The 22,304-nt window shown below is 59.0% G+C and carries 16 protein-coding genes; 13 read left to right on the top strand and 3 right to left on the bottom strand.

Translation table 11 applies throughout. The features are described from left to right. Nucleotides 1–93 precede the first annotated feature (93 nt). Entirely contained in the window at nucleotides 94–2,583 is a 2,490-nt protein-coding gene (gyrA, locus tag L3J03_00575) for a DNA gyrase subunit A (protein MCF6289489.1), read from the top strand. Further along, nucleotides 2,583–3,599, top strand: a complete 1,017-nt coding sequence (locus L3J03_00570) for an NAD(P)-dependent glycerol-3-phosphate dehydrogenase (protein MCF6289488.1) — start codon at nucleotides 2,583–2,585, stop codon at nucleotides 3,597–3,599. The genes gyrA and L3J03_00570 overlap by 1 nt, the downstream gene beginning before the upstream one ends. Before the next feature lie 77 nt (nucleotides 3,600–3,676). On the opposite strand, the gene L3J03_00565 is transcribed toward L3J03_00570, so the two are convergent. Continuing rightward, nucleotides 3,677–4,360 carry an XTP/dITP diphosphatase gene (locus L3J03_00565; GenBank protein MCF6289487.1) on the bottom strand — a complete coding sequence of 228 codons (684 nt, stop codon included), beginning with the start codon at nucleotides 4,358–4,360 and terminating at the stop codon, nucleotides 3,677–3,679. Nucleotides 4,361–4,766: 406 nt separating this feature from the next. On the opposite strand from L3J03_00565, the gene L3J03_00560 reads away from it, so the two are divergent. The 7 genes from L3J03_00560 to L3J03_00530 all read left to right on the top strand — a co-directional run bounded on the left by L3J03_00560 (nucleotide 4,767) and on the right by L3J03_00530 (nucleotide 11,326). Next, the gene (locus tag L3J03_00560; protein ID MCF6289486.1) at nucleotides 4,767–6,488 is read left to right on the top strand and encodes a sensor domain-containing diguanylate cyclase; all 1,722 of its coding nucleotides are present in this window, start codon (nucleotides 4,767–4,769) and stop codon (nucleotides 6,486–6,488) included. 7 nt (nucleotides 6,489–6,495) lie between these two features. Further along, nucleotides 6,496–7,086, top strand: coding sequence for a hypothetical protein (locus L3J03_00555; GenBank protein MCF6289485.1), 591 nt, complete (start codon nucleotides 6,496–6,498; stop codon nucleotides 7,084–7,086). Between the two features lie 12 nt (nucleotides 7,087–7,098). After that, nucleotides 7,099–7,362 carry a hypothetical protein gene (locus L3J03_00550; GenBank protein ID MCF6289484.1) on the top strand — a complete coding sequence of 88 codons (264 nt, stop codon included), beginning with the start codon at nucleotides 7,099–7,101 and terminating at the stop codon, nucleotides 7,360–7,362. A 55-nt stretch (nucleotides 7,363–7,417) separates the two neighbouring features. Further along, entirely contained in the window at nucleotides 7,418–8,479 is a 1,062-nt protein-coding gene (locus L3J03_00545; GenBank protein ID MCF6289483.1) for a Xaa-Pro peptidase family protein, read from the top strand. A 145-nt stretch (nucleotides 8,480–8,624) separates the two neighbouring features. After that, nucleotides 8,625–9,941 carry a PhoH family protein gene (locus tag L3J03_00540; protein MCF6289482.1) on the top strand — a complete coding sequence of 439 codons (1,317 nt, stop codon included), beginning with the start codon at nucleotides 8,625–8,627 and terminating at the stop codon, nucleotides 9,939–9,941. Between the two features lie 31 nt (nucleotides 9,942–9,972). Next, nucleotides 9,973–10,305, top strand: a complete 333-nt coding sequence (locus tag L3J03_00535) for a hypothetical protein (GenBank protein ID MCF6289481.1) — start codon at nucleotides 9,973–9,975, stop codon at nucleotides 10,303–10,305. A 370-nt stretch (nucleotides 10,306–10,675) separates the two neighbouring features. Next, nucleotides 10,676–11,326 (top strand): response regulator, encoded by a 651-nt coding sequence (locus tag L3J03_00530; protein MCF6289480.1) that lies wholly within the window; start codon nucleotides 10,676–10,678, stop codon nucleotides 11,324–11,326. Between the two features lie 27 nt (nucleotides 11,327–11,353). Here the strand turns inward: L3J03_00530 and gptM are convergent, their stop codons facing one another. After that, a complete protein-coding gene (gene gptM / locus L3J03_00525; GenBank protein ID MCF6289479.1) occupies nucleotides 11,354–12,685 on the bottom strand; it encodes a geopeptide radical SAM maturase in 1,332 nt (443 codons plus the stop codon). Between the two features lie 359 nt (nucleotides 12,686–13,044). Continuing rightward, nucleotides 13,045–15,018, bottom strand: coding sequence for a TonB-dependent receptor (locus tag L3J03_00520; GenBank protein MCF6289478.1), 1,974 nt, complete (start codon nucleotides 15,016–15,018; stop codon nucleotides 13,045–13,047). Nucleotides 15,019–15,618: 600 nt separating this feature from the next. Here L3J03_00520 and L3J03_00515 point away from each other — a divergent pair. From L3J03_00515 to L3J03_00500, 4 genes are all read left to right on the top strand, one after another. Next, the gene (locus tag L3J03_00515; GenBank protein ID MCF6289477.1) at nucleotides 15,619–16,545 is read left to right on the top strand and encodes a hypothetical protein; all 927 of its coding nucleotides are present in this window, start codon (nucleotides 15,619–15,621) and stop codon (nucleotides 16,543–16,545) included. A 3-nt stretch (nucleotides 16,546–16,548) separates the two neighbouring features. Beyond that, nucleotides 16,549–18,552, top strand: a complete 2,004-nt coding sequence (locus L3J03_00510) for an ATP-binding protein (protein ID MCF6289476.1) — start codon at nucleotides 16,549–16,551, stop codon at nucleotides 18,550–18,552. A 107-nt stretch (nucleotides 18,553–18,659) separates the two neighbouring features. Then, on the top strand, nucleotides 18,660–19,913 hold the full coding sequence (locus L3J03_00505) for a response regulator (protein ID MCF6289475.1): 1,254 nt from the start codon (nucleotides 18,660–18,662) through the stop codon (nucleotides 19,911–19,913). A gap of 118 nt (nucleotides 19,914–20,031) precedes the next feature. Next, nucleotides 20,032–22,158 (top strand): hypothetical protein, encoded by a 2,127-nt coding sequence (locus L3J03_00500; protein ID MCF6289474.1) that lies wholly within the window; start codon nucleotides 20,032–20,034, stop codon nucleotides 22,156–22,158. Nucleotides 22,159–22,304: the final 146 nt, after the last annotated feature.

The following is a 22,304-nucleotide window of genomic DNA, read 5'->3' as shown; positions in this document are numbered from 1 at the left end:
AGCAATTTCCGGATGGGCACGATCTGACAAGGACGCAACAATAGCGGGGTCAACTGGTCGTTACCCTGGATATCAGTTACACAGAAGGACATAATGAGAGAAGAAAACGTGAGCACGGAACAATCCATTTCCATTGAGCAGGAGTTGCGCAAATCCTATCTCGATTATGCGATGAGCGTCATTATCGGCCGGGCCCTGCCCGATGTGCGCGACGGCCTCAAGCCGGTGCACCGGCGAGCCCTGTACGCCATGCGCGAATTGAGCAATTTTTACAACCGGCCCCACGTCAAGTCGGCGCGGATCGTTGGCGATGTTATCGGTAAATATCATCCCCACGGCGACACCGCGGTTTATGACACCATTGTCCGGATGGCCCAGGGTTTTTCCATGCGCTACCCCCTGGTGGACGGCCAGGGTAACTTCGGTTCAGTGGACGGCGATTCACCGGCGGCCATGCGCTACACCGAGGCCCGGATGACCAGGCTCGACCAGGAAATGGTGGCTGATCTTGAAAAAGAGACCGTGGATTTTGTCCCCAACTATGACAACTCCCTGACCGAGCCGCTGGTCTTTCCCGCCAGGATTCCCAACCTGCTGATCAACGGTTCCTCGGGCATCGCGGTGGGGATGGCCACCAATATTCCACCCCACAACCTGACCGAGGTACTGGACGGGCTGATCGCGATGATCGACGACCCGAGCATTGCGGTGCATCGGCTGAGTCAGATCATCACTGGGCCGGATTTTCCCACCGGCGCCTTTATCTGCGGCCGGGCCGGGATCCGGCAGGCCTATGAAACCGGCCGCGGCTCCATCCTGATCCGCTCCAAGAGCCATATCGAGGAGATCAAGCAGAGCAAGCGCGAGGCGATTATAATTACCGAAATCCCCTATCAGCAGAACAAGGCCACCCTGGTGGCCAAAATCGCCCAGCTGGTCAAGGATAAAAAGATTACCTCCATCTCCGAGATCCGGGACGAGTCGGACCGGCAGGGGATGCGGATCGTGCTGGAGTTAAAAAAGGACGAGTTTCCCGATGTGGTCCTGAACCAGCTCTACAAGCATACCCCGCTGCAGAAGAGCTTCGGGATTATTATGCTCTCCATTGTCAACAATAAGCCGGAGATTCTGAACCTCAAACAGATCCTCCAGCATTTCCTGCTTCATCGCAAGACCATTGTCTATCGCCGCACGGCCCATGATCTGAAAAAAGCGGAAGACCGGGCCCATATCCTCGCGGGATTGAAGATTGCCCTTACCAACCTGGATGAAGTTGTTACCCTGATCAGGGAATCGGCCAACCCCCCGGAGGCGCGCCGCGGCCTGATGGAGCTTTTCGGCTTGAGCGAGATCCAGGCCCAGTCCATCCTGGATATGCGGCTCCAGAAGCTGACCGGGCTGGAGCGGGAAAAGATCATCAACGAGTATGAGTCGCTCCTGAAAGATATTGCCGGGTATCACCGGGTGTTGAGTGATGAAAGCCTGGTAATGAAGATCATCCGTGACGAGTTTAAACGGATCAAGGATGAGTACGGCGACGAGCGGCGCACCGAGATCATCGAGGCCCCGGACGAGATCCTGCCGGAAGATATGATCACGCGGGAGAGCATGGTGGTCACGGTCACCCATTCCGGTTATATCAAGCGTAATCCCATGGGCCTGTACCGGGCCCAGCGGCGGGGTGGCAAGGGGATCAAGGGGATCACCACCATTGAGGAGGATTTTGTCCGCGACCTCTATCTGGCCTCCACCCATGACACGTTTTTGTTTTTCACCAACAAGGGCAAGGTGTTCTGGCGCAAGGTCTACGAGATACCCCTGGCCGGTCGCACCGCCCGGGGCAAGGCGATCGTCAACCTGCTCGAGCTTACCGAGGGCGAGAAGGTGGCTGCCATCCTGCCGGTTTCAAGTTTCGACCACGGCGAGCAGGCCTATGTGTTCATGACAACCCGGCTGGGCCGGATCAAGAAGACCATGCTGGCCGAGTTCAGCCGGCCCCTGCGCAAGGGCAAGATCGCCCTCAGGATCAACGAGGGTGATGAGATCATGTCTGCCGCCATCACCAACGGTAATAACGAGATCCTGCTCGTTTCCAGCAACGGGATGTCGATCCGTTTTCATGAGAGCGATGTTCGGGCCATGGGCCGGGTGGCCGCCGGGGTCAGGGGGATTACCCTGCGTCCCGGCGATAAGGTGGTCGGGATGGTGGTGCTGGAGGATGATAAATCCATCCTGGCGGTGACAGAAAACGGCTACGGCAAACGGAGCCCGGTGGAGGATTACCGGCTGCAGCGGCGGGGCGGCCGCGGGGTGATCGCCATCAAGGCCAGCGAACGCAACGGCAAGACCATCGGCGTCCTGATGGTCACCGACGAGGATGAGGTGATGATGATCGCCAGCAGCGGCAAGATCATCCGGATGAACATGGGGGCGGTCCGGGTCATCGGCCGCAACACCCAGGGGGTCCGGCTGATCAACCTGGCGGAAGGAGAGAAGGTGGTCAGCATGGACCGGGTGGCCCCGGGAACCGATGATGACGATGATGACAGCGAGGAAAACAGCAACATCCAGGAGAACCAATAATGGTCCCGGTTGAGGGGGTCGCGGTCATCGGTGCCGGCAGCTGGGGCACCGCCCTGACCAAACCGCTGGCCGAGAACGGCGGCCCGGTTTTTCTCTGGGGCCATCGGCCGGAGTTTGTCGAGCAGCTCCGCCGCGACCGGCAAAACAAGGCCTATCTCCCAGGCTACCGTTTTGTCGACCGGATCACCCCGCTTGCCGATCTCAAGGGGGCGGTATCCGGGTGCAGGCTGGTGGTAATGGTGGTGCCCTCCCACGTGTATCGCTCGGTTTTCCGACAACTTGTCCCCCATCTTGGCGCCGGGGCTTATGTCCTTTCAGCGGCTAAGGGGATTGAAAACGAGACCCAGGCCACCATGACCCAGGTGATGGAAGAGGAGTTGGCCGGCCGGGAAAATGATTTCCAGCTCGGGGTTCTGTCCGGGCCCAGTTTTGCCAGGGAGGTGGTCCAGGGCACACCCACGGCGGTCACCGTCGCCGCCCGGACCCTGGCGGCGGCCCGCTATTTCCAGAAAGCGTTTTCCACGGAAAAATTCAGGGTATATGCCAGCACCGACGTTATCGGCCTGGAACTGGGCGGGGCGTTGAAGAATATCGTGGCCATTGCCGCCGGGATCTGCGACGGTCTCGGCTACGGCACCAATACCCGGGCCGCGTTGATCACCAGGGGGTTGGCGGAAATCAGCCGGCTCGGGGTGAAGATGGGCGCCCAACCGCTCACCTTTTCCGGTCTGGCCGGTCTGGGTGACCTGGTCCTCACCTGTACCGGCGAACTCAGCCGTAACCGGACCGTGGGGTTGAAGCTGGGCCAGGGCAAATCACTGGCCACCATTCTCGGGGAAATGAACATGGTGGCCGAGGGGGTCAAGACCACCAGATCGGCCTGGAACCTGGCCCGGAAACAGGGGGTGGAGATGCCGATTCTGGAACAGATCCACGCGGTACTCTACGACAACAAGGGCTGCGAGGCCGCGGTCAGGGATCTTTTGGCGCGCGACTTGAAAGAAGAATCAGGATAAAGCGATCAGCGCCCGATACGTAACCACTCACCGGGAAAGCCCCACCGGGCTCCGGGTTCGGTGCCCGGTGAGCGCCCCTATACCATCTTCTCTTCCGACCAGTCGTTATGCTCGAACTCCTTGTGGTCCGGCTTGGGCGGTTTCACTTCCTCCAGGCGGGCATTCAGCCAGACCATCACCTTGTCAAGCTCCCTGGCCAGCTCGGCCAAGGCCAGACCGCGGTGACTGACCTTGTTTTTTTCCGCCATCGGTATTTCGGCAAAGGTCTTGCCCAGGGGCGGGTAAAAGAAGACCGGGTCGTAGCCGAAGCCGTTTTCTCCCCGGGGCGCCTCCAGGATTTCGCCTTCGCATCGTCCTTCATAGGTCAGGGCCGGGCCCGAGGGCACGGCAATGGAGAGCACACAGGCAAAGGCAGCCTTCCGGTTGGCGACCCCCTTCATCACTTTCAGGAGCTTGGCCGCGTTTTCCCGGTCCGTGGCGTTTTCTCCGGCATAGCGGGCCGAATACACCCCCGGGGCGCCGTCCAGGGCCTCGACCACCAGGCCGGAGTCGTCGGCAATGGCGGGCAGCCCCAGGACCCTGGCGGTGAACAAGGCCTTTTTATAGGCATTTTCCTCGAAAGTCTTGCCGTCCTCTTCCACCTCCGGGATGGGCCCGAAGTCTCTCAGGCTTTTTATTTCCACAGGGAAATCCTTGACCAGCTCCTGGAATTCCCGCACCTTGCCGGCGTTGCGGGTGGCCAGGACGATGATAGATATCATGTTGTTCTCCTTTTTTTTCCGAAAGTCGCCGGAACGGTTTCAGTGAAACCACTCACAGGGCGGGTCCCGCCGGACTCCGGGTCGTCTCCTGCCAGGTAAGCGTCATATAGTAATAGTTTTTATACCGGGAAACAACGAAGAGCCGTGGGTTTTTTGATTTTATTCAGTGGTGGTTGTAATGTTTCGGGTTGTTGCCGGTTCACCACATTTGTCGGTCTCGCAACAACCCGCTCGACGGACGTGATTCGTCTTGTAACTTGTTGATTTTATTGGGTGGCATTTGAAGCCTTTCGGGTTGTTACGAGTTCATCACATTTGACTTGACCTTTTTCCCTGTTCTATGGTGCTGTATAGGTGTTTTTTGTCCGGCACGGGCCGGCCGTGCCGCAAAAAGGAGGTTTTCTCGATGGTGAAAAAAGGATCACTCGGTCACCTGTACGGTGAGTACAGGCTGTTGCAGATTGTTCTGATCTCCTCCGCAGCGGCGGTGGCGGCCCTGGCCGGATACCTGCTTTATTTTGTTTCTCCGGTCTTCAGCGACATGGTTTACAAGGACGCCGAGCAGGAGGCCGTGGAGGTGGCCACCCATCTCTCCACCATGTTAACCCGGGATCTTGGCGGGAAAAAGTTGACCGCTGAAAATATTCCCCCTGGTTTTGTCGCGGAGCTGCTTGAGGCCCGGCAGCAGTTTCAGTTGAAGAAGATCACCGTGGTGTCCGCTGACGCAGAGGTATTGGTCTCCACGGATGGTGACGATGTCGGCGCCATAATCGGCGGTGAAAAATTTTTTCAGGTGATCAGCGCCGGGGTTGTGCGGACAGAGGTGTTAGCCGCAGGGGCCGGGTCTGTTAATGGAAGCGTGGTGCAGACCTTTGTTCCGGTCGGAAAAGATGGTGAAATTGTCGGCGCCATGGAGATTTTTCTTGATATAACAGCCCGGAAAGGAAAGCTGGACCGCCTCTTGGCCACCAATTACCTGGTGCTTGTTTTTCTCGGAACAGGGCTGCTGCTGGTAATTGCCTTTATTATTGCCAGGGCGAAGCGGAACATCCTGGCCAGAAAAGAGGCAGAGGAGAAAATTTTTCAGCAGAACGAGGACCTGCGGGAGAAGAACGGTGAGCTGTCCGTGCTTTTTGATGTCTCCCGGGTGATCAGCCACACCAGGGACATGGAAGAACTCCTATCCGATATTCTCAAGACCGTGGTCAACCGGCTCGAGATTTTCAAGGTCGAGCACAAGGGCGGGATCTTTATCGTTGACGGCCGGCGGATGGAACTGGTCTGTCATTTGGGCCACCCGTCGGTTTTTCTGGAACAGCACAAGAACATGACCGTTGACACCTGCCTCTGCGGCCTGGCGGCCCGGACCGGTGAGATTGTCATCTCCGGCAACAGCGATCACGATAAACACCACACCATCCGTTACGAGGGCATGGCCCCGCACGGCCACATCATCGTGCCGCTCAAGGTGGCGGAGCGGGTGGTCGGGGTGCTGTATCTCTACACCGGTGCCGATGTCAAGATTGGGGAGCACATGAAGGGGTTGCTCCTGGGCATCGGCAACCAGGTCGGCATTGCCATAGAAAATGCACGTCACTATGAAGAGATCAAGCGACTTTCCCTGCACGACCCGTTGACCGGTGTTGCCAACCGGCGTCTGATGGAGATCACCCTTGAGCAGAGTGTTTCCAGTGCCGAGCGTTATGAAAAGACCCTTTCCGTGGCAATGTTTGATATTGATTTTTTTAAGAAATACAATGATACCCATGGCCATGCCGCCGGCGACGAGCTGCTGGCCAAGGTGGCCCGCATCCTCAAGAACCAGGTTCGGGAAAGCGATCTGGTTTGCCGATACGGGGGTGAGGAGTTTCTGGTGATTCTGTTGGAGGCCTCGGCCCGGAACGGCTGTGTTGTTGCCGAACGGATCCGGGAAGAGGTGGAGACCGCAAGCGGGGTGACCATCAGTGCCGGGGTCTCTGCATTCCGGGCCGGTCTTTCATGGAAGGAACTGGTGGAAGAGGCGGACCAGGCCCTTTATAAGGCCAAGGAGCACGGCCGCAACCGGGTGGAGTGCGCCGTGTCCCTTGACGACTGTAAATGCAGCAAAGAAAAGAGCCCTGAGGAATAAACAACAGATGGCGGAAATAAAGAGTACCATGGAAAAGGTTCTGGAGCGGCTGGCCCGGATGGATGCGGCCCCATTACCTCCGGCCGAACTTGCGGCAGAGGAAACGGTCAAGCAGGGGATGCGGCTTGCCGCTGATTATCTCCGGGACAATACCGTGCCCCTGGCCCGGACCATCGCTGAACAGGAGCCGGACGCGCAACAGCTCATGCGCCGGGGGGCGGTCCAGGCCTTGCTGCGCAATATCATCCTGCCCCGGGATGACGACAGCCAGGCCGCGGACATGGCCATGGTCGGGGTGATCGACCTTGCCGCTGGCGCCGGGGAGCTGGTCCAGACCATGGGAGAGATGCGCCAGGTTCTTGAGCAGTATAAAAACCACAGGAATGACCTGCGCCGGCAGCTGGAGGAGGCCATTCGTCAACAGATGGAACAGGCAATGGCGGAGCAGACCGGTCAGTCCGGCCCGGGGATGCAGCTGGACCCTGTCCACCACCCCAAGTTTATGGAGGAGTGGCAGAGGATCATTGGCGAACTGAACAACCAGTATGGAAAAGCCCTGGATCAGTACAAGGATCTCATTGGCCGGCGGCTGGCCTGACCAGGTGGAAACATGGAGATCGAAATTTATCTGCAGGCCGCAACCCCCCTCACCCCGGAAGAGGTGGAACCGGTTGATACCCGGTTGCGGCAATGGCATGCCGAGGGCGCGGAAATCCGCTATGACAAGGTCTGTTTCGGGGCCATCTCCATGACAGACCCGGGCAGGCGCTACCGGGTCGATCTCGGCCTGGCGGAGCCGATCCGGGCGATCCGCGAACTGCATGCCATGCTCTACCGTTACGGGATCAAGGTTTTTGTCCATTTTGTCCCTTAACTCCTTTTTATGAGGGTTGTTAATCATGTCCCCCCTTGCCCGTGTCCGGCGAGCAATGCGCTGCCGTCGCCTTCAGGCCCTTCTGGTCACCAATCCGGAGAACCGTTATTATCTGAGCGGCTTCACCGCCCTGGATCCATCGCTCAGCGAAAGCGCTGGCGCCTTGCTGATCCCGGGCAGCGGGGCCCCCTATCTGCTGACCGATTTTCGCTATCAGCTCCAGGCCGAGGCCGAGGCCAAGGGTTTTGAGGTTGTTCTCTATCCGCGCGGCCTGGTTTCGTTGCTGCAAAAGCTGGTGGGCCGGCTGGGCCTGAAAAGAGTGGCCTTTGAGGGTGACGGGGTAACCCATGTCACAGCGGAACGGATCATCGAGTCCCTGAAGGGGCCGGGGGTTGAAGTCAGGCCGGTCACCGGTCTGGTCGAGGGGCTGCGGGTGTGCAAGGGTTCTGAGGAGCTGGTTAAGATCAGACGGGCGGTGCGGATGAATGAAGAGGTGTTTCAGGAGGTTTATGCCCAACTCAAACCCGGGATCAGCGAAAAGGAGGTGGCGTGGACAATCGAGGCCGGGATGCGGGTCAGGGGGGCCGAGGGTCCCAGCTTTGCCACCATTGTCGCCAGCGGTCCCAACTCCGCCCTGCCCCATGCGCTGCCCACCGACCACCGGCTCAGGGCGGGCGAACCAGTGGTCATCGACATGGGGGTGCGGCTTGACGGTTACTGCTCGGATATGACCAGGACCGTGGTCCTGGGCCGGCCGGACCGCCGGACCGTGGAGCTGTTCCGCCTGGTCCGCCGGGCCCAGTTGGCCGGGATCAATGCAATTCGGCCCGGGGTGACGGCAAGGTCGGTGGACCGGGCCGCCCGGAGCGTGATTGGCAAGGCCGGTCATGGCCGACGGTTCGGCCACGGCCTGGGCCATGGGGTGGGGCTGGCGGTGCATGAATCTCCAGGCCTTAACCGCTGGAGCAGGAAAAAATTAAAACCCGGGATGGTGGTTACCGTGGAACCGGGGATCTATCTGCCGGGCTGGGGCGGGATCCGGCTGGAGAACATGGTGGTGGTCAGTGAGACCGGCTGCGAGGTTTTGAACCGGGATACGACCTATCTGGATATCTGAATCGATAACAGCAGGAAGCAACAATTTTTTACCAACCAGCATGGCTGGACCATATTTGTCCAGCCACAACGAAATAATGAAAGACGTCACTCCGGCATGGCAAGGCTGGCGCCTGGTGGCGACTTTCATATAAACGGAAGGGTGTATGAAAAAATATTTTGTTCTTGATACCAATGTCCTGCTGCACAATGCAGAGGCCATTGATTCCTTTGACGACAACACCATTATCCTGCCGATGACGGTCATTGAGGAGCTGGACAAGTTCAAATCCCATAGCGACGAGTTGGGCCGCAATGCCCGCCAGGTGATCCGGAAGCTGGACCTCCTCCGGGGCAGGGGCAGCCTGGGCAAGGGGGTGGAAACCGAGAACGGCGGCTCGCTGATGATCACCATCGACCAGAAGGAGATCAAGCCGCTGCCCGGGATGGACATGTCGGTGCCGGACAACCGGATCCTGGCCGTGGCCTATAATTTACTGCAGCAAGGCAAGCGGGTGATCTTCGTGTCCAAGGACATCAGTGCCCGGCTCAAGGCGGACGCCCTGGGGCTGGAGGTCCGGGATTTTGAAAAACAGACGGTCAACTTTGACGAGCTGTTTACCGGGTACCGGGAGATGCTGGTCCCTGGTCACACTGTTGACGAGTTTTTTAATAATGATGTCCTGGCCATCGAGTCGGCGGACGTGGTTCCCAACGAGTTTGTTCTCCTTAAGGACCAGGCCAATGAAAAGCATACCGGCATGGGGAGAATGGTGGCTGGTGTCGGCCTGGTACACCTCAACTCCCGGTTTGACAGCGCCTGGAAAATCCGGCCCCGGAACAAGGAACAGCGGATGGCCATGGAACTGCTCATGGACCAGGAGGTGCAGGTGGTAACCCTGGTGGGCCAGGCCGGCACCGGCAAGACCCTGCTTGCCCTGGCCGCCGGCCTGGAGACCACGTTGCGGCTCAAGCAGTATGACAAGCTGCTGGTCTCCCGGCCGGTTATCCCCCTGGGCAAGGATATCGGTTACCTGCCCGGTACCAAGGACGAAAAACTGTCCCTGTGGATGCAGCCCATTTTTGACAATCTCACCTACCTGGTGGGTGAAGACCGCAAACGCGAGGATAACGGGGCCTCGGTGCGGCACAAGGTGGACAACCTGCTCAGGGACAAGGTGGTGGAACTGGAGGCGTTGAGCTATATCCGCGGCCGCTCCATCCCCCGGCAGTATGTGATCGTTGACGAGGCCCAGAACCTGACCCCCCACGAGGTCAAGACCATTGTCAGCCGGGCCGGCGAAGGTACCAAGATGGTGCTCACCGGCGACCCGTACCAGATTGACAACCCTTATCTCGATTCCCGCAGTAACGGGTTGACCTACACGGTGGAGCGGCTCAGGGGCCAGGTGGTCCATGGCCACGTCACCCTGAAGAAAAGCGAGCGCAGCGCCCTGGCCGGCATTGCGGCCGAGTATCTGTAATGAATGCGAACCAGGATGGAGAAGTAAAAACATGCGACAGTTTGTGATTGACGAGTTGAGCCGCGAGGAGCGGAACAATATTGAAAACTATCTGAGACGGACCCTGGAGCCGGGTCCCATGGACGGGCTCTTCTGGCTCAAGCTGCCCGACGATCTCCTGGCCGACAGCCAGCAGGGCCATACCGACTGCGGTCCCTTTTGTTTCGGGGTGCTGCTGGATGACGACGTGGTCCGCTTTGAACTCCTGGTGCGGAGCAAGACCACCCTGCACTGCGACTGCATCGCCCATGCCACCCCGGCCCAGCGCGAGTTTGTCCTCCGCTATGCCGATAAACTGCTTACCGAAGAGATGATCCGGGCCTGAGGGCCAGGCCCTTGTCCGGCGGAAACCCCCGCAGGGATTTCAGGGAGCCTGGTCCGCCCGCCTTTATCTCAACCCGGAGGATCTTTTCCGCAACCGGGATCTGGTAATCCACCGCTGCGGATCAATTTCTTTTCAGGTGGCGAAAAAAGTACGCCAACAGGGCATAACCAAACGATACCACAGAAAGAATAATCACCTTGGTACTAGTATTCACCTGGTATTATACTGGCAGTTTTCTAGTATTGTATTTCAAGCGGACTCGGTCTACCATGGTGTTTATCTCAAAACCCGGTCTCTGGGCCGGGTTTTTATTCCTTGCCATTTTTTGAAGCGGGTTTTGCAACCATAATTCCCAGCAGTGGAGGAGAGCATGCAGATCGTTTCCCCGGAAGTTCATCCAACCGCCCCCCCCCGGGTTCTGGTGGTGGACGATGAAACCATCCTCCAGCAAGCGATTAAGAAGGCGCTGAAACATGCGGGCTACGAGCTTCTCTTTGCCGATGACGGCAAAATGGGACTGGAGTTCTTCCGCCGGGAATCCCCGGAACTTATTTTCCTCGACCTGCGGATGCCGGTGCTGGACGGCATCGGCTTTCTGCGGTCCATAGACTACAAGCCGGCCGATCCCTATACCGTGGTGGTGATCACCGGTCATGGCGGGGATGAAGATATTCAGAAATGCTACAACCTGGGGGTGCATAGTTTTCTACGCAAACCCATCAACCTGGTGGAGATCTCAAGCCTGGCCGAGCGGTGTATCCGCTTCAAGCGGCTGGAACAGGAGCGGGAAAAGCTGGTCCGCGACCTGCAGCAGGCCCAGGAAACCATCCAGACCCTGGAGGATTTCCTGCCCATCTGCGCTTCCTGCAAGAAGATCAGGGACGAGGGCGGGCACTGGCACGAGATCGAGTCCTACATCCGGGCCCGCGCCAATATCGAATTCAGCCACTCCATCTGCCCGGCCTGCGCCATCCGGCTCTATCCCGGTCTGTACAACGCGGCCCGGGACAAGAAGAAATAGTCACAACCCTGCACCTCTGTTTTTGGCTTATCTGTCCTCTGTCTTCTGTCCTCTGTCTTCCGGTTTCCGGTAGCGAATGTCCTGGCGCAGCATCTCTTCCAGGGCCGAGTCCAGAAAGGGCTGCCGGCAGTCCACTCCGTCCATGTCGCCGTCCCGCTGCAGTTTCAGGTACCGGCAGCCGCCGAAACAGAGGGGCAGGTAGACGCATTGGCGGCATTTTTCCTCCTGTTGCCAGTGGTCGAGGTGATAGGCGCCGCGATAGTCGCCGAGGCCTTGAAAGATATCGCCCGCCTGATAGCCGTCATGGCCGATCATGGACGGACATTTGTAGATCTCCCCGTTGTAATGCACGGTAAAGGTGTCCTCCTGGTCCACCATGCAGGCAGCGGGGCTCATCTTCGGGGTGGAATACCCCTGGGCCATAATCTTGTCCCGCAGATAAAAGAAGGCCTGGCCCACCCAGGGGTCGCTGTAGGAGCTGCAGCCGGCCCGGAACTCCGGATTGGCAAAGGTGTCGGTGATCTGCATCACCGGGTCGAACTTGACCTGGCGTAGTTTGTCCGCGGTCAGGCCCCGGGCGGCCAGCTCATCCAGAAGCAGGGGAAACTCCCGGAAATTGTCCCGGGTAAAATTGCCGCCGATGCCGATCCTGACCTGGTCGCAGCAGGCCGCGATATTGTCCAGGACCAGGTTGAAGCTCTCCCGGCCGGACCTGAAGGGCCGCTGGACATTGTGGATCGCGGCCGGTCCGTCCACGGTGACCTTGGCCGTGGCCAGGCCCAGCGGGCCCATCCTCGCCACCCTTTTCCGGGTGAGCAGCGAGCCGTTGGTCACCAGGTAAAAGGAGAATTCGCCCCCCTGTTCCTCAACAAAGGGCTTGAGCTGTCCGGCTAACGAGATAATCCGGCCCAGGTAGAGCAGGGGCTCGCCGCCGTAGAAGTCCAGGGTCATTTTTTTCTTTTTTCTCCGGACAAAGAGGTCCTTTAAAAAAACCACCAGCTGGTCGGCAACGGCATCGTCCATTGCATATCTGCCCTTCATGCTGCCCTCGTAGCAGTAAGGACAGGCAAAGTTGCACTCCATTCCCAGGATCACCGCCACGGTGAGGGTGGGGTTGATGTGGTTCAACTCGTCGAGCATGTTCCGCACCATGGCCCGCTCCGCATCCTGGTCCGCGACCAGCATGCCCAGGGGGGTCAGGGTGTCGATAAACTCCTGGTCCACCTGCCCGCCGGCCGCAAGCTTGGTCAATACCGGGTCAGGCACCAGGGCCAGGGCCGCGGTGCGGGTGGAGTAGAGCAGGTGGTGGCCGGGCGCGGCCGGATAGGGCCAGGATTTGAGATAAACAGAAAGGCGCATAAGGGATTCCCGAAAAAGGTTATACCCGCTGGACTGCAAGCGTTTACCCAGGAGCCCGGGGCAAAAAAAATTGCCGTTTACGACAAAAGGGACGCCGGGGCGTCCCTTTTGTTTTAAACGGCCTTCACCGTGTTGCGACTTCCGCCCCCAGACAGCAGTCCCCCTGTGCCGCGATTTCCATCAAGTCCATACCCGGGTCCAGAACGATAATCTTTAATGTCTTCATACTTCCCTCCTTGGGTTGCTGTTACTGGTTATTGCCCTGGCCTTTGAGAAAAACAGGCATCACCTCCTTTATCTTAAGGCTTGGCCGGCCCTGGACACCTTTATCCCACTGTGTTCCGGCCGTGGGTCTGGCGCTACTCCCAAAAGACCCGGATGCCGCCCTCCACCCAGCGGTCCGGATCCTTGAAGTTAATGTGCCGGTACTGGGTGCCGTTGAACAGGTTGTGGACCGTGACAAACAGGGTGGTGATGGAGCGGTCCCGGGTAAGTATTTTTTTACTTGCGTTCAGGTCCCAGATAAAGTCGTCGTAGCTGCCCCTGGTGGTTGAGTCGGGCAGGTCCCACCAGACGAAATGGCCGAACAGGGAGGCTTTGAATCCGGTCTTCGGCTCGGTAAAGGCCAGCTCCAGGTTGCTGCTGTAAAGGGTCTGGTCATCGCTGTTCCAGTCCCGGTCGATGCTGGCCAGGGAAAAGCCCGCGCCCAGGGTCAGGTTGTGAAAGGGCGCGGACTTGGCCTCGGCCTCAAAACCGGTGCGGTGCTCCTTGCCCATGTTTTGCATAGTGGAATGCTTCGGGTTGAGAGGCGAGGTCGTCTCGCCGAAGGTATTGTCCAGATCGTGCCGGAACACCGTGCCCTTGAGCCAGAGATACTTGACGGCCGTGGACTCGATTCCGGCCTGGAAGGACCAGACCTGTTCCGGCTCAAGATCGGGGTTGGGATCGAAGAACAGCCCGCCGCCGGAGAGCCAGGACAGGGGCGGGATGGTAAAGGCCCGGGCCACCTGGCCCCGGAGCAGGGTATCCCGGCGCAGGCGGTAGGTTATCCCCAGGCTGGGGCTGATAAATGGTTTGGTGATGGAGTTGCCGTCAAGACGAATGCCCGGGGTCAGGGTCAATCTGCCGCGGGCAAGGGTGTCATTACCATAGATCGCCCACTGGTTAATCTCAGAGGAGTAGGTGGAAAAAGGGGCCGCGCCCTGCCACTGGCGATAGGCCCCGGCCTGGTTGCGCTGCTCGTTCTCGTTGCGCTCCAGGTCCAGGCCCAGCACCACGGTGTGGCTGTCCGGGGTCCAGACCAGCCGGCCGCCGGCCCCATAGTTGGTCTCGTCAAAGATATTGTTCTCAAACAGATCGCCCCGCTGGTAGCCCGGGCCAAAGACGGCATAGAGGCCGGACTCGTCACTGAGTTGATCAAAGCGCCGCTGGATCGCGTGCAGGGACAGGTTGAGGGCCAGCACCGGGCTGATCCGCGAGTCCAGGGTGGCGGTGACAAAACGCCGTTGATGAAGCCCCTGGGAAAGAATCCCGCCGCTGGGCAAATCGCCGGCATACCACTCCGGATCGCTGTAGCCGAGGGTAAGGGTGAGGTTGTGGTCTGGCTGGGGATCGAGAGTGAACTTGCCGTACAAACTGGAGCTGAAAAACTCCCGGGACTTGAGGAGCCCGTCGGAGCGCTGCCTGCCGGCGTGGAGCAGGTAGCCGACAGTGCCGGCCCGGCCCGCCACCCGGGCCTGAACGTCCAGGGAGCGGGCCTGGCCGTAGGAAAGCGAAAGCGTGCTGACGGGCCTGGCACTGGTTCCCGCATCCCTGGTAATGATGTTAATCACCCCGCCCAGGGCCGCGCCCCAGGTGGAGGAGGCCGGCCCCTTGATCACCTCGACCCGCTTGATGATCCCCAGCGGGATCTGGCTGGTGCCGGCCCGGCCGCTGCCGATATAGTTCCAGACAATGCCGTCTAACAGCACCAGTACGTGCCGCGGCTCGGATCCCTGGGCTGTCAGGCTGGCACTGCTGCCGAAATCGCGGCCATTGCTGGAGATATAGAGGCCGGTGACCCGGTTCAGCACCTCGGCCAGGTTATGGGCGTTCATTGCCTCGATCTCGTCGGCGTAAATGATGGTGACGTTCTCGGCGACCTGGGACAGGGGTTTGGGCGAGCGGGTGGGGGCCTGCACCAGTTGGTCCTTGTCAAAGTAAAGTTCCAGAAACTGGTCCTCGGCCAGGACCGCATCGGCGGCCGGGCCCGCGGCCGGCAATGGTGCCGGGAAGAACAGATAGGCGGCGGCCCAGGAAAGCAGCATCAAGCGGTGGCGGATTTTTCCGGGCATATTTCCTCTCTCCCAAAGAGACGCCGGATGGTTTCGGCAACCCTGTTTTCTCAGCCAGCCCAGCATGGCTGGACCATGTTGGCCGGTTACAACGAAACAAAGTAAAGATATCACTCTGCCATTACAAGGACTCTGCTTACGGGCATGAGGTTACCGTAATTCCATACCCCCGGTGAATGGTTACGATTTTCATATAAACATATTTGTCGGTCTCGCAACAACCCGCTCGACGGACGTGATTCGTCTTGTAACTTGTTGATTTTATTGGGTGGCATTTGAAGCCTTTCGGGTTGTTACGAGTTCATCATATTTATTATAGTAAAATCCAATTCCAGAGGCAAGGAGAGACGGAAAAACATTAATTCCGAGCCAACAATGTGTTGGCCAGAGTGATAGTTTTTACCTGGTATAACCCTAGTTCTTTTTTAGGGTTGGAGAATCGGCCGGATAGGTTATATTCTCAAGGTTGCCGGGGAAACAATTTTTTCACTTCCTGGGAATCTTGAAACCTCTCATCCTTTCTTCTCAATGTTGCTGACAAAACGGCGGGTGCTGGCGGAGAACCCAGCCCTCTGCCGTGCCGGAAAGGCGGTTTGCAGCGTGAAATATTTCCTTTTCATACTTGCGGTATTGCTTTTTGGGGCCTGGCCGGCCAGGGCCGCTGAGGTCGTTACGGTGAGCAGTTCCCGGATCGCACCCTATCAGGCGGCCCTGGATGGTTTCCGGGCGGCGGTCGCCCGGGCGGTCCCGGCCCGGGGTCTGAAGAGCATCTCCGCGATCACCATCACCGACCTGGTTCTGGCCGAGGAACCGGGCCCTGCATTCCTGCGCGCCAAGGTTCTGGCCAAGCGGCCCGCCCTGGTCCTGGCCGTGGGCACCAATGCCCTGAATGCGGTCAAGTCGATAGCCGATATCCCCATCCTCTACCTGATGGTGCCCTATCCCGGGGCGCTGGCCGCCGACCGGGCCAATACCACCGGGGTGGAGATGATTATTTCTCCGGAGCAGCAACTGGCCGCCTTTCTCCGGGTGATTCCCTGGCTCAGACGAATCGGGCTTATCTATGATCCCCGGCGCAACAGCGTCCTGGCCCGGAGGATCATGGCGGCGGCGGACAAACGAGGAATACTCGTTATCGAAGAGCAGACGGAAGACCGCCGGCAGGTGCGGCGGCTTCTGGAGAAACTGGCCGGCCGGATCGATGCCTTCTGGATGCTGCCGGACCAGACCGTGACCACCCCGGAGACGGTTGAGGTCATCCTGCTCTTTTCCCTTGAAAACCGGATTCCGGTACTCACCTTTTCAGAGAAATACCTGAAAAGGGGCGCCACCGTGGCAGTGACCTTTGATCCGTACACCATGGGAGAGCGGGCCGGGGAAATGGCCCGGCAGATTATCGGCAGGCCGGGCTCGTCCCGGCTGCCGGCGGCCGCACCCGCCACGGTCAAGATATCGGTCAACCATATCGTGGCCGGCAAACTGGGGTTAACAGTGGGCGCCCCGACCAACAACGACCCGCGAGAATAGCCAATGAAGCGTTTCCGCCCGCTGGATCATATCAACAAGAACTTAACCGTCCGGGTGTTCGTCTACCTGATGGCCGCCATCCTCCTGGTTGCCGGGTCCATGAGTTATTACCACTTCTGGAGCCGGCAGCGGGAACTGAGAACCGAGATGATCAGGGAGGGGAGGTTGCTGGTCGAGGTGGTGGCCCAGTCGGCCCGGCTGGGAATTTTTGCCGAGGATCCGGAACAGATCAAAACCACCGTCCAGTCGGCATTCCGGGTGGACGGGGTGCTGGAGGTCTGTGTCTATAACACCGACATCAAGCTGCTGACCATGGAATTCAACCCGCGGAGGCCCGCGGGGCGCAGTCATTGCACCGTTGAAAAGGGAATGGACCCGGAGATACTCGGGAAGGTGGCTGCAAGCCAAACCACCCTTTACTTTGAGGATCCGGTCAGTGAAGTTATTGAGTTCTGGTCTCCGGTGCGGGCGACCAGCGGAACCTTTAGCAACGAGTCCCTGTTCTTTGAGCAAAGCGGCCCGGTCTCCGGCGGCGGCCGGATAATCGGCTTTATCGGGATCTGCGTGGACCAGCGGCCCCTGCAGCAGCGGCTCCGGGGCACCCTTTCCAGGAGCCTTCTGCTGTTTGCCGGGGCCCTGGTCCTGGGCGCGGTGGTGACCTCTTTCATTGTCCGGGAGGTTACCCGGCCCCTGAACCAACTGGTCGGCAACATCAAGGGGTATGGTATTGAGGTGGACACCGCCGACCAGCTGGGGGCCCTGGCCGGGACCTTCGACTCCCTGGTCAGCCAGCTCGGCGGCGCCTTTGCCACCATCAACGAACTGCGCAGGGGGCTGGAGCAGAAGGTCGCGGAACTGGAGCAGGAGGTTGCGATCCGCAAGCAGGCGGAACAGGACCTGCTGGAGAGCGAGGAGACGGCGCGGGTTCTGCTGAACGTTCCGATCAACGCCTCGGCCCTGTTGGATGTTCACGGCACGATCCTGGACGCCAACCAGGCCATGGCCGAGCGGCTTGGCCTGGATATGGAGTCCCTGGCGGGAAACAACATCTGGGACCTGCTCGCTGTTGACGACACCCTGTTCCGCTTCCGCGGCCGGATCGAGGCGGCCGTGGCTGCCGGCCGCAACCTCCGCTTCGAGGGCGAACATGGCGAACGCTATTTCGACTATGCGGTCTACCCGATTGTCGACGCCCATAACCGGCCGACCAAGATGGCCGTCCTGGCCCGGGATATCAGCCGCCGGGTTGAGGCCGAAAAAAAGCGGCAGGAGCTGGAGGTCAAGTCCCTGACCCAGGCCAAGCTGGCCTCCCTGGGGCAGATCAGCACCGGCATCGCCCATGAGATCAACCAGCCGCTGTCGTTCATCAGGGTGATCTACGAGTCCACCCTGCGGGATTTCGATCTCGGCCGGGTGGACATGGAAGAGTTGCGGGACGACTTCCGCGAGGCCCTGCGCCAGGTGAGCCGGATCTCCGCCCTCACCGGCCAGTTGCGCACCTTTGGCCGTCCTGATACTGATATTTTTGAACCGGTCGCCCTTCCCGCCGTTCTTGACAAGACCATGATCCTGATGGGTGAAAGGATGCGCCGCCATAATATCGACCTTCGCCTGGACACACCCTCTGATCTCCCGCTGGTGCGGGGAAATGCCAACAAGCTCGAGCAGGTGTTCATCAACCTGTTGCAGAATGCCATGGATGCGATGGAGCTGGAACAGAGCGGCAAGGTCATGGTGGAGATGTTCCGGGACGGATCGCACCGGGTGACAACGACCTTCAGCGACAGCGGCCCTGGAATTTCCACCGAGCTGCAGGGGAAAATTTTCGAGCCCTTTTTTACCACCAAGGAGGTGGATAAAGGGACTGGTCTGGGGCTGGCCATTGTTTACGGCATCATCCGGGAGCACCATGGTTCAATCCGGTATGAGCCCGTTCCCGGCGGCGCCGGCCGGTTCGTTTTTACGCTGCCGGTGGCGGCGGGGACGGAAAAGGAGATCCCCCCTTAGGCAGGGCCGGAAAAAGCGATCGACACCTCCGGGCGATTACCCTGAGACCGGGTTCGGCAGGAACAAGACCGACCCACTCGTGAAGACAAGGGAAAGAGGACAAGAGCATGAGCGTACCCAGGATATTGATCATTGATGACGAATTCGCTTTGCGACAAACCATGAAAAAGGCGCTGAAACATGAACCGTACTCCCTGTTTTTTGCAGAGAACGGCGCCGAGGGGCTGGCAATGATCGACAAGGAACCGCCGGACCTGATCTTTCTTGACCTCAAGATGCCGGTGATGAATGGTTTTGAATTTCTCAAACAGGTCACGATCAAGCCCGACGATCCCTTTCTGGTGGTGGTGATCACCGGGCATGGCGACGACCGCGAGGTGGAACGCTGTTTCAAGAAGGGGGTAAATTTCTTCCTGCGCAAGCCCTTGAGCATGGTGGAAGTCTGCGGCCTGGCCCGCAGTTGCCTGGGTATCAAGCGGACCGAACAGGCCCTGCGCGAACACCGGAACAACCTGGAAAAGCTGGTGACCAGGCGAACCAAAAGCCTGGCCGAACAACTGGCCTTTCAGCAGACCCTGATCGACGCCATCCCCACCCCGGTGTTTTTCAAGGACACCCGCCGCCGGTTCCTTGGTTGCAACAGCGCCTTTGAGGAGGCCATGGGCATGCCCCGCAAGAAACTGATCGGCAAGATGGTTTCCGAGTTTGCCACCAAGGACACGGCGGTCCTCCATAATAAGATCGACAAACGGATCATTAAAAAGGGCGGCCGGGAAACCTATGAAAGCGTGGCCGTTGTTGCCGACGGCAACCTCCGGGAGATGATGATCTGCAAGGCGGCCTTTTACAACGGCAAGGGCAAGGTGGCCGGCCTGATCGGGGCGATGTTCGATATCACCGAGCGCAAAGAGATTGAAAAAGAACTGGGCCGGCGTTCCAGGGAACTGGAGGAGGTGAATACCGCCCTGCGGGTCCTGTTGCAGCAGGTCAGCAGGGCCAAGGAGGAGGTTGAGGAGAAAATCGTCAACAATATCAAGCGCCGGGTCCTGCCCTACCTCAACCATCTTGAGGCGCGGCTGCCGCCTTCCCGGAGCAGGTCCTATGTGGACGTGGTCAAGAACAATTTAAACAAGATCACCGACGCCTTCCCCCAGCGTGTTTCCTCCGCCGCCCTGGGCTTAAGTCCCCGGGAGGTCCAGGTCGCTGACTTCATCAAGCTGGGAAAAACCAACAAAGAGATGTCGCGGTTGATGAATGTTTCGCAAAATGCCGTGGAGTTCCACAGAAACAATCTCCGCAAGAAGCTCGGGCTCAAGCACAAGAAACGCAACCTGCGCACCCATCTCCTGTCGCTGGAGTGATGAGTAACGAGCAAAGAGTTCCGGGCTTGAACCGAAAGAGGGCGATTATACTTTTTCTCAGCACTCGTCGCTCAGCCCTGTAGTCGGATGAACCGTTTAATACTTCCCGGGAGGGGTCATGGCACTGAACCCTGGTATGCCGCCGGTGCGAAGGTTTTTCGGATATGCACTCCTGGTCGGCCTGGCGCTGCTTGTCGCCGGGCCCGCGGCCGCGGCCGATTCCCTGGTGGTAAACGGCGAGCAGCCACGCTATTCCCTGGGCAGACATCTCGATGTTCTGGAAGACCCCGGCGGTGAACTGAATATTGCGGCGGTCTCTGCCCCCGGCATGGCCCACCGGTTCCGGCCCGCTTTAAAGGAGACCCTGAATTTCGGCTTCGGCCGGGGCGCCTGTTGGGTCCGGTTCAAACTGGATCACCGGCTGGCCGAAGAAAAAAAATATGTCCTTGAGGTGGGTTCGCCGCTGATCGATCATGTAGATCTCTATCTGCCCCGCGCCGACAATACCTTTGCGGTCAAACGGGCCGGCGAACTGGTGCCGATCCAGGAACGGGAAATCCGTTACCGCAACCCGGCCTTTATCATCCCCCTGCCCCCCGCGGCAACCCAGACCCTGTACATCCGCTACCGTGACAAAGGTTCAGTGCCTTTTTCACTGACCCTGTGGGAACCGGTGGCCTTCCTTTCCACGGTAAAAAACATCCAGCTCGGCCTGGGAGTCTACTACGGCACGGCCCTGATCATCGCCGTCTATTATCTTATTCTCTTCCTGGTGGTCCGTTTTCCCAGTTACATTTTTTTCGCCATCCATGTGTTTTTTTTCATCCTCTGGCAGATGGCCTACAACGGCCTGGCCAACGAGTATTTCTGGCCCCACCACCCATGGCTGACCGATCGGGCCTTGCCCTTTCTGGTCTGCGCCACCGCGATCAGCGCCCTCCAGTTTACCCGGGTATTTCTTCAGACCCGGGAGACCGTGCCCGGGCTGCACCGCTTTCTGGGGTGGCTGATGACCATCTTTGTCCTGATCATGGCAACCTCCATCTTTGTCGATGACCGCAGGACCATTGTGGTTGCCGCCTTTTTCGCCACCATCTTCGCCCCCTCGGTCTTTATCACCAGCCTGGTCTGCTGGCACCGGGGCTACCGGTCGGCCCGCTACTTTACCATTGCCTGGTTCATGCTGCTCATCGGCACCGCGCTTTTGGGCTTGAAGAGCTTCGGGGCGCTGCCCAGTAATGTTGTCACCGAATACGGTCAGCAACTTGGCTCGGTGCTGGAGATCATTCTGCTGGCCCTGGCCCTGGCGGACCAGGTCAATATGATGAAAAAAGAGACCGAAGCGGCCCAGATCCGGGCCTTGGAGATCCAGGAACAGGCCACCGAGTATCTGGAGGTCAAGGTGGAGGAACGGACCCGGGAACTCCAGGCCTCTTACCGGAAAATGGAGAAGCTTTCCAGCAAGCTTGCCAAATACCTCGCCCCCCAGGTCTATGACTCGATCTTCTCCGGCAAAACCGATGTCAAACTCCACTCCCAGCGCAAGTTGCTCACCGTCTTCTTCTCTGATATCAAGGATTTCACCGAGATGACCGACAACATGGAGCCCGAGGCGATGACCGGGCTGTTAAACGAGTACCTCAACGAGATGGCCGAGATCATCCACGGTTTCGGCGGCACCATTGACAAGTTCATCGGTGATGCGATCATGGTCTTTTTCGGCGACCCCGAGTCCCGCGGCGAGCAGGCCGATGCCCTGGCCAGTGTCCGGATGGCCATTGCCATGCGTGAACGGATGGACGACCTGCGTCATAAATGGGCCGCAGCCATGGCCCTGCCCAAACCGTTCAGGATCAGGATGGGGATCAACACCGGATTCTGCACCGTGGGCAATTTCGGCTCGGAAGACCGCCTTGATTATACGATCATCGGCGGCCAGGTCAACCTGGCCAGCCGTTTGGAAAATAGTGCCGCGCCGGACCAGATACTGGTTTCCGCCACCACCCATGCCCTGGTCAAGGATGAGGTCGCCTGCGAACCCATGGGCGAGATCCGGGCCAAGGGAATCGCCAGGCCGGTGCAGACCTATCAGCTGATTGGCCTCTACGAGAAACTTGCCGGCCGGGCCGAAGAGATCCGTGAGCAGGGGACCGGCTATTCCATTGCCCTTAACCTCAAGCAGATGTCCGCGGCAACGAAAAAGCAGGTGGCTGAGCGGCTCAGGCAGGTCCTGACCAGGCTATGATTCCTTTGTCCCCCCACAGACGCGAACTTCCTTCCTTGACAATACTTGATGAACTGGTAACAACCCGAAAGGCTTCAAATGCCACCCAATAAAATCAACAAGTTACAACATGACACACGTCCGTCGAGCGGGTTGTTGCGAGACCG

Source organism: Desulfobacterales bacterium (assembly GCA_021647905.1).
In the GTDB taxonomy this organism is placed as follows: domain Bacteria; phylum Desulfobacterota; class Desulfobulbia; order Desulfobulbales; family BM004; genus JAKITW01.
The sequence above is the reverse complement of the archived record's forward strand: the minus strand, read 5'-3'. Positions and strand labels throughout refer to the sequence as shown.

Excerpts from the sequence above, each read along its gene's own strand:
- L3J03_00505 (MCF6289475.1), top strand. The coding sequence starts at position 18,660 with ATGAGCGTACCCAGGATATTGATCATTGATGACGAATTCGCTTTGCGA.
- L3J03_00560 (MCF6289486.1), top strand. The coding sequence starts at position 4,767 with ATGGTGAAAAAAGGATCACTCGGTCACCTGTACGGTGAGTACAGGCTG.
- L3J03_00520 (MCF6289478.1), bottom strand. The coding sequence starts at position 15,018 with ATGCCCGGAAAAATCCGCCACCGCTTGATGCTGCTTTCCTGGGCCGCC.
- L3J03_00535 (MCF6289481.1), top strand. The coding sequence starts at position 9,973 with ATGCGACAGTTTGTGATTGACGAGTTGAGCCGCGAGGAGCGGAACAAT.
- L3J03_00500 (MCF6289474.1), top strand. The coding sequence starts at position 20,032 with ATGGCACTGAACCCTGGTATGCCGCCGGTGCGAAGGTTTTTCGGATAT.
- L3J03_00545 (MCF6289483.1), top strand. The coding sequence starts at position 7,418 with ATGCGCTGCCGTCGCCTTCAGGCCCTTCTGGTCACCAATCCGGAGAAC.
- L3J03_00565 (MCF6289487.1), bottom strand. The coding sequence starts at position 4,360 with ATGATATCTATCATCGTCCTGGCCACCCGCAACGCCGGCAAGGTGCGG.
- L3J03_00570 (MCF6289488.1), top strand. The coding sequence starts at position 2,583 with ATGGTCCCGGTTGAGGGGGTCGCGGTCATCGGTGCCGGCAGCTGGGGC.
- L3J03_00510 (MCF6289476.1), top strand. The coding sequence starts at position 16,549 with ATGAAGCGTTTCCGCCCGCTGGATCATATCAACAAGAACTTAACCGTC.
- gyrA (MCF6289489.1), top strand. The coding sequence starts at position 94 with ATGAGAGAAGAAAACGTGAGCACGGAACAATCCATTTCCATTGAGCAG.
- L3J03_00530 (MCF6289480.1), top strand. The coding sequence starts at position 10,676 with ATGCAGATCGTTTCCCCGGAAGTTCATCCAACCGCCCCCCCCCGGGTT.
- L3J03_00550 (MCF6289484.1), top strand. The coding sequence starts at position 7,099 with ATGGAGATCGAAATTTATCTGCAGGCCGCAACCCCCCTCACCCCGGAA.
- L3J03_00540 (MCF6289482.1), top strand. The coding sequence starts at position 8,625 with ATGAAAAAATATTTTGTTCTTGATACCAATGTCCTGCTGCACAATGCA.
- gptM (MCF6289479.1), bottom strand. The coding sequence starts at position 12,685 with ATGCGCCTTTCTGTTTATCTCAAATCCTGGCCCTATCCGGCCGCGCCC.
- L3J03_00555 (MCF6289485.1), top strand. The coding sequence starts at position 6,496 with ATGGCGGAAATAAAGAGTACCATGGAAAAGGTTCTGGAGCGGCTGGCC.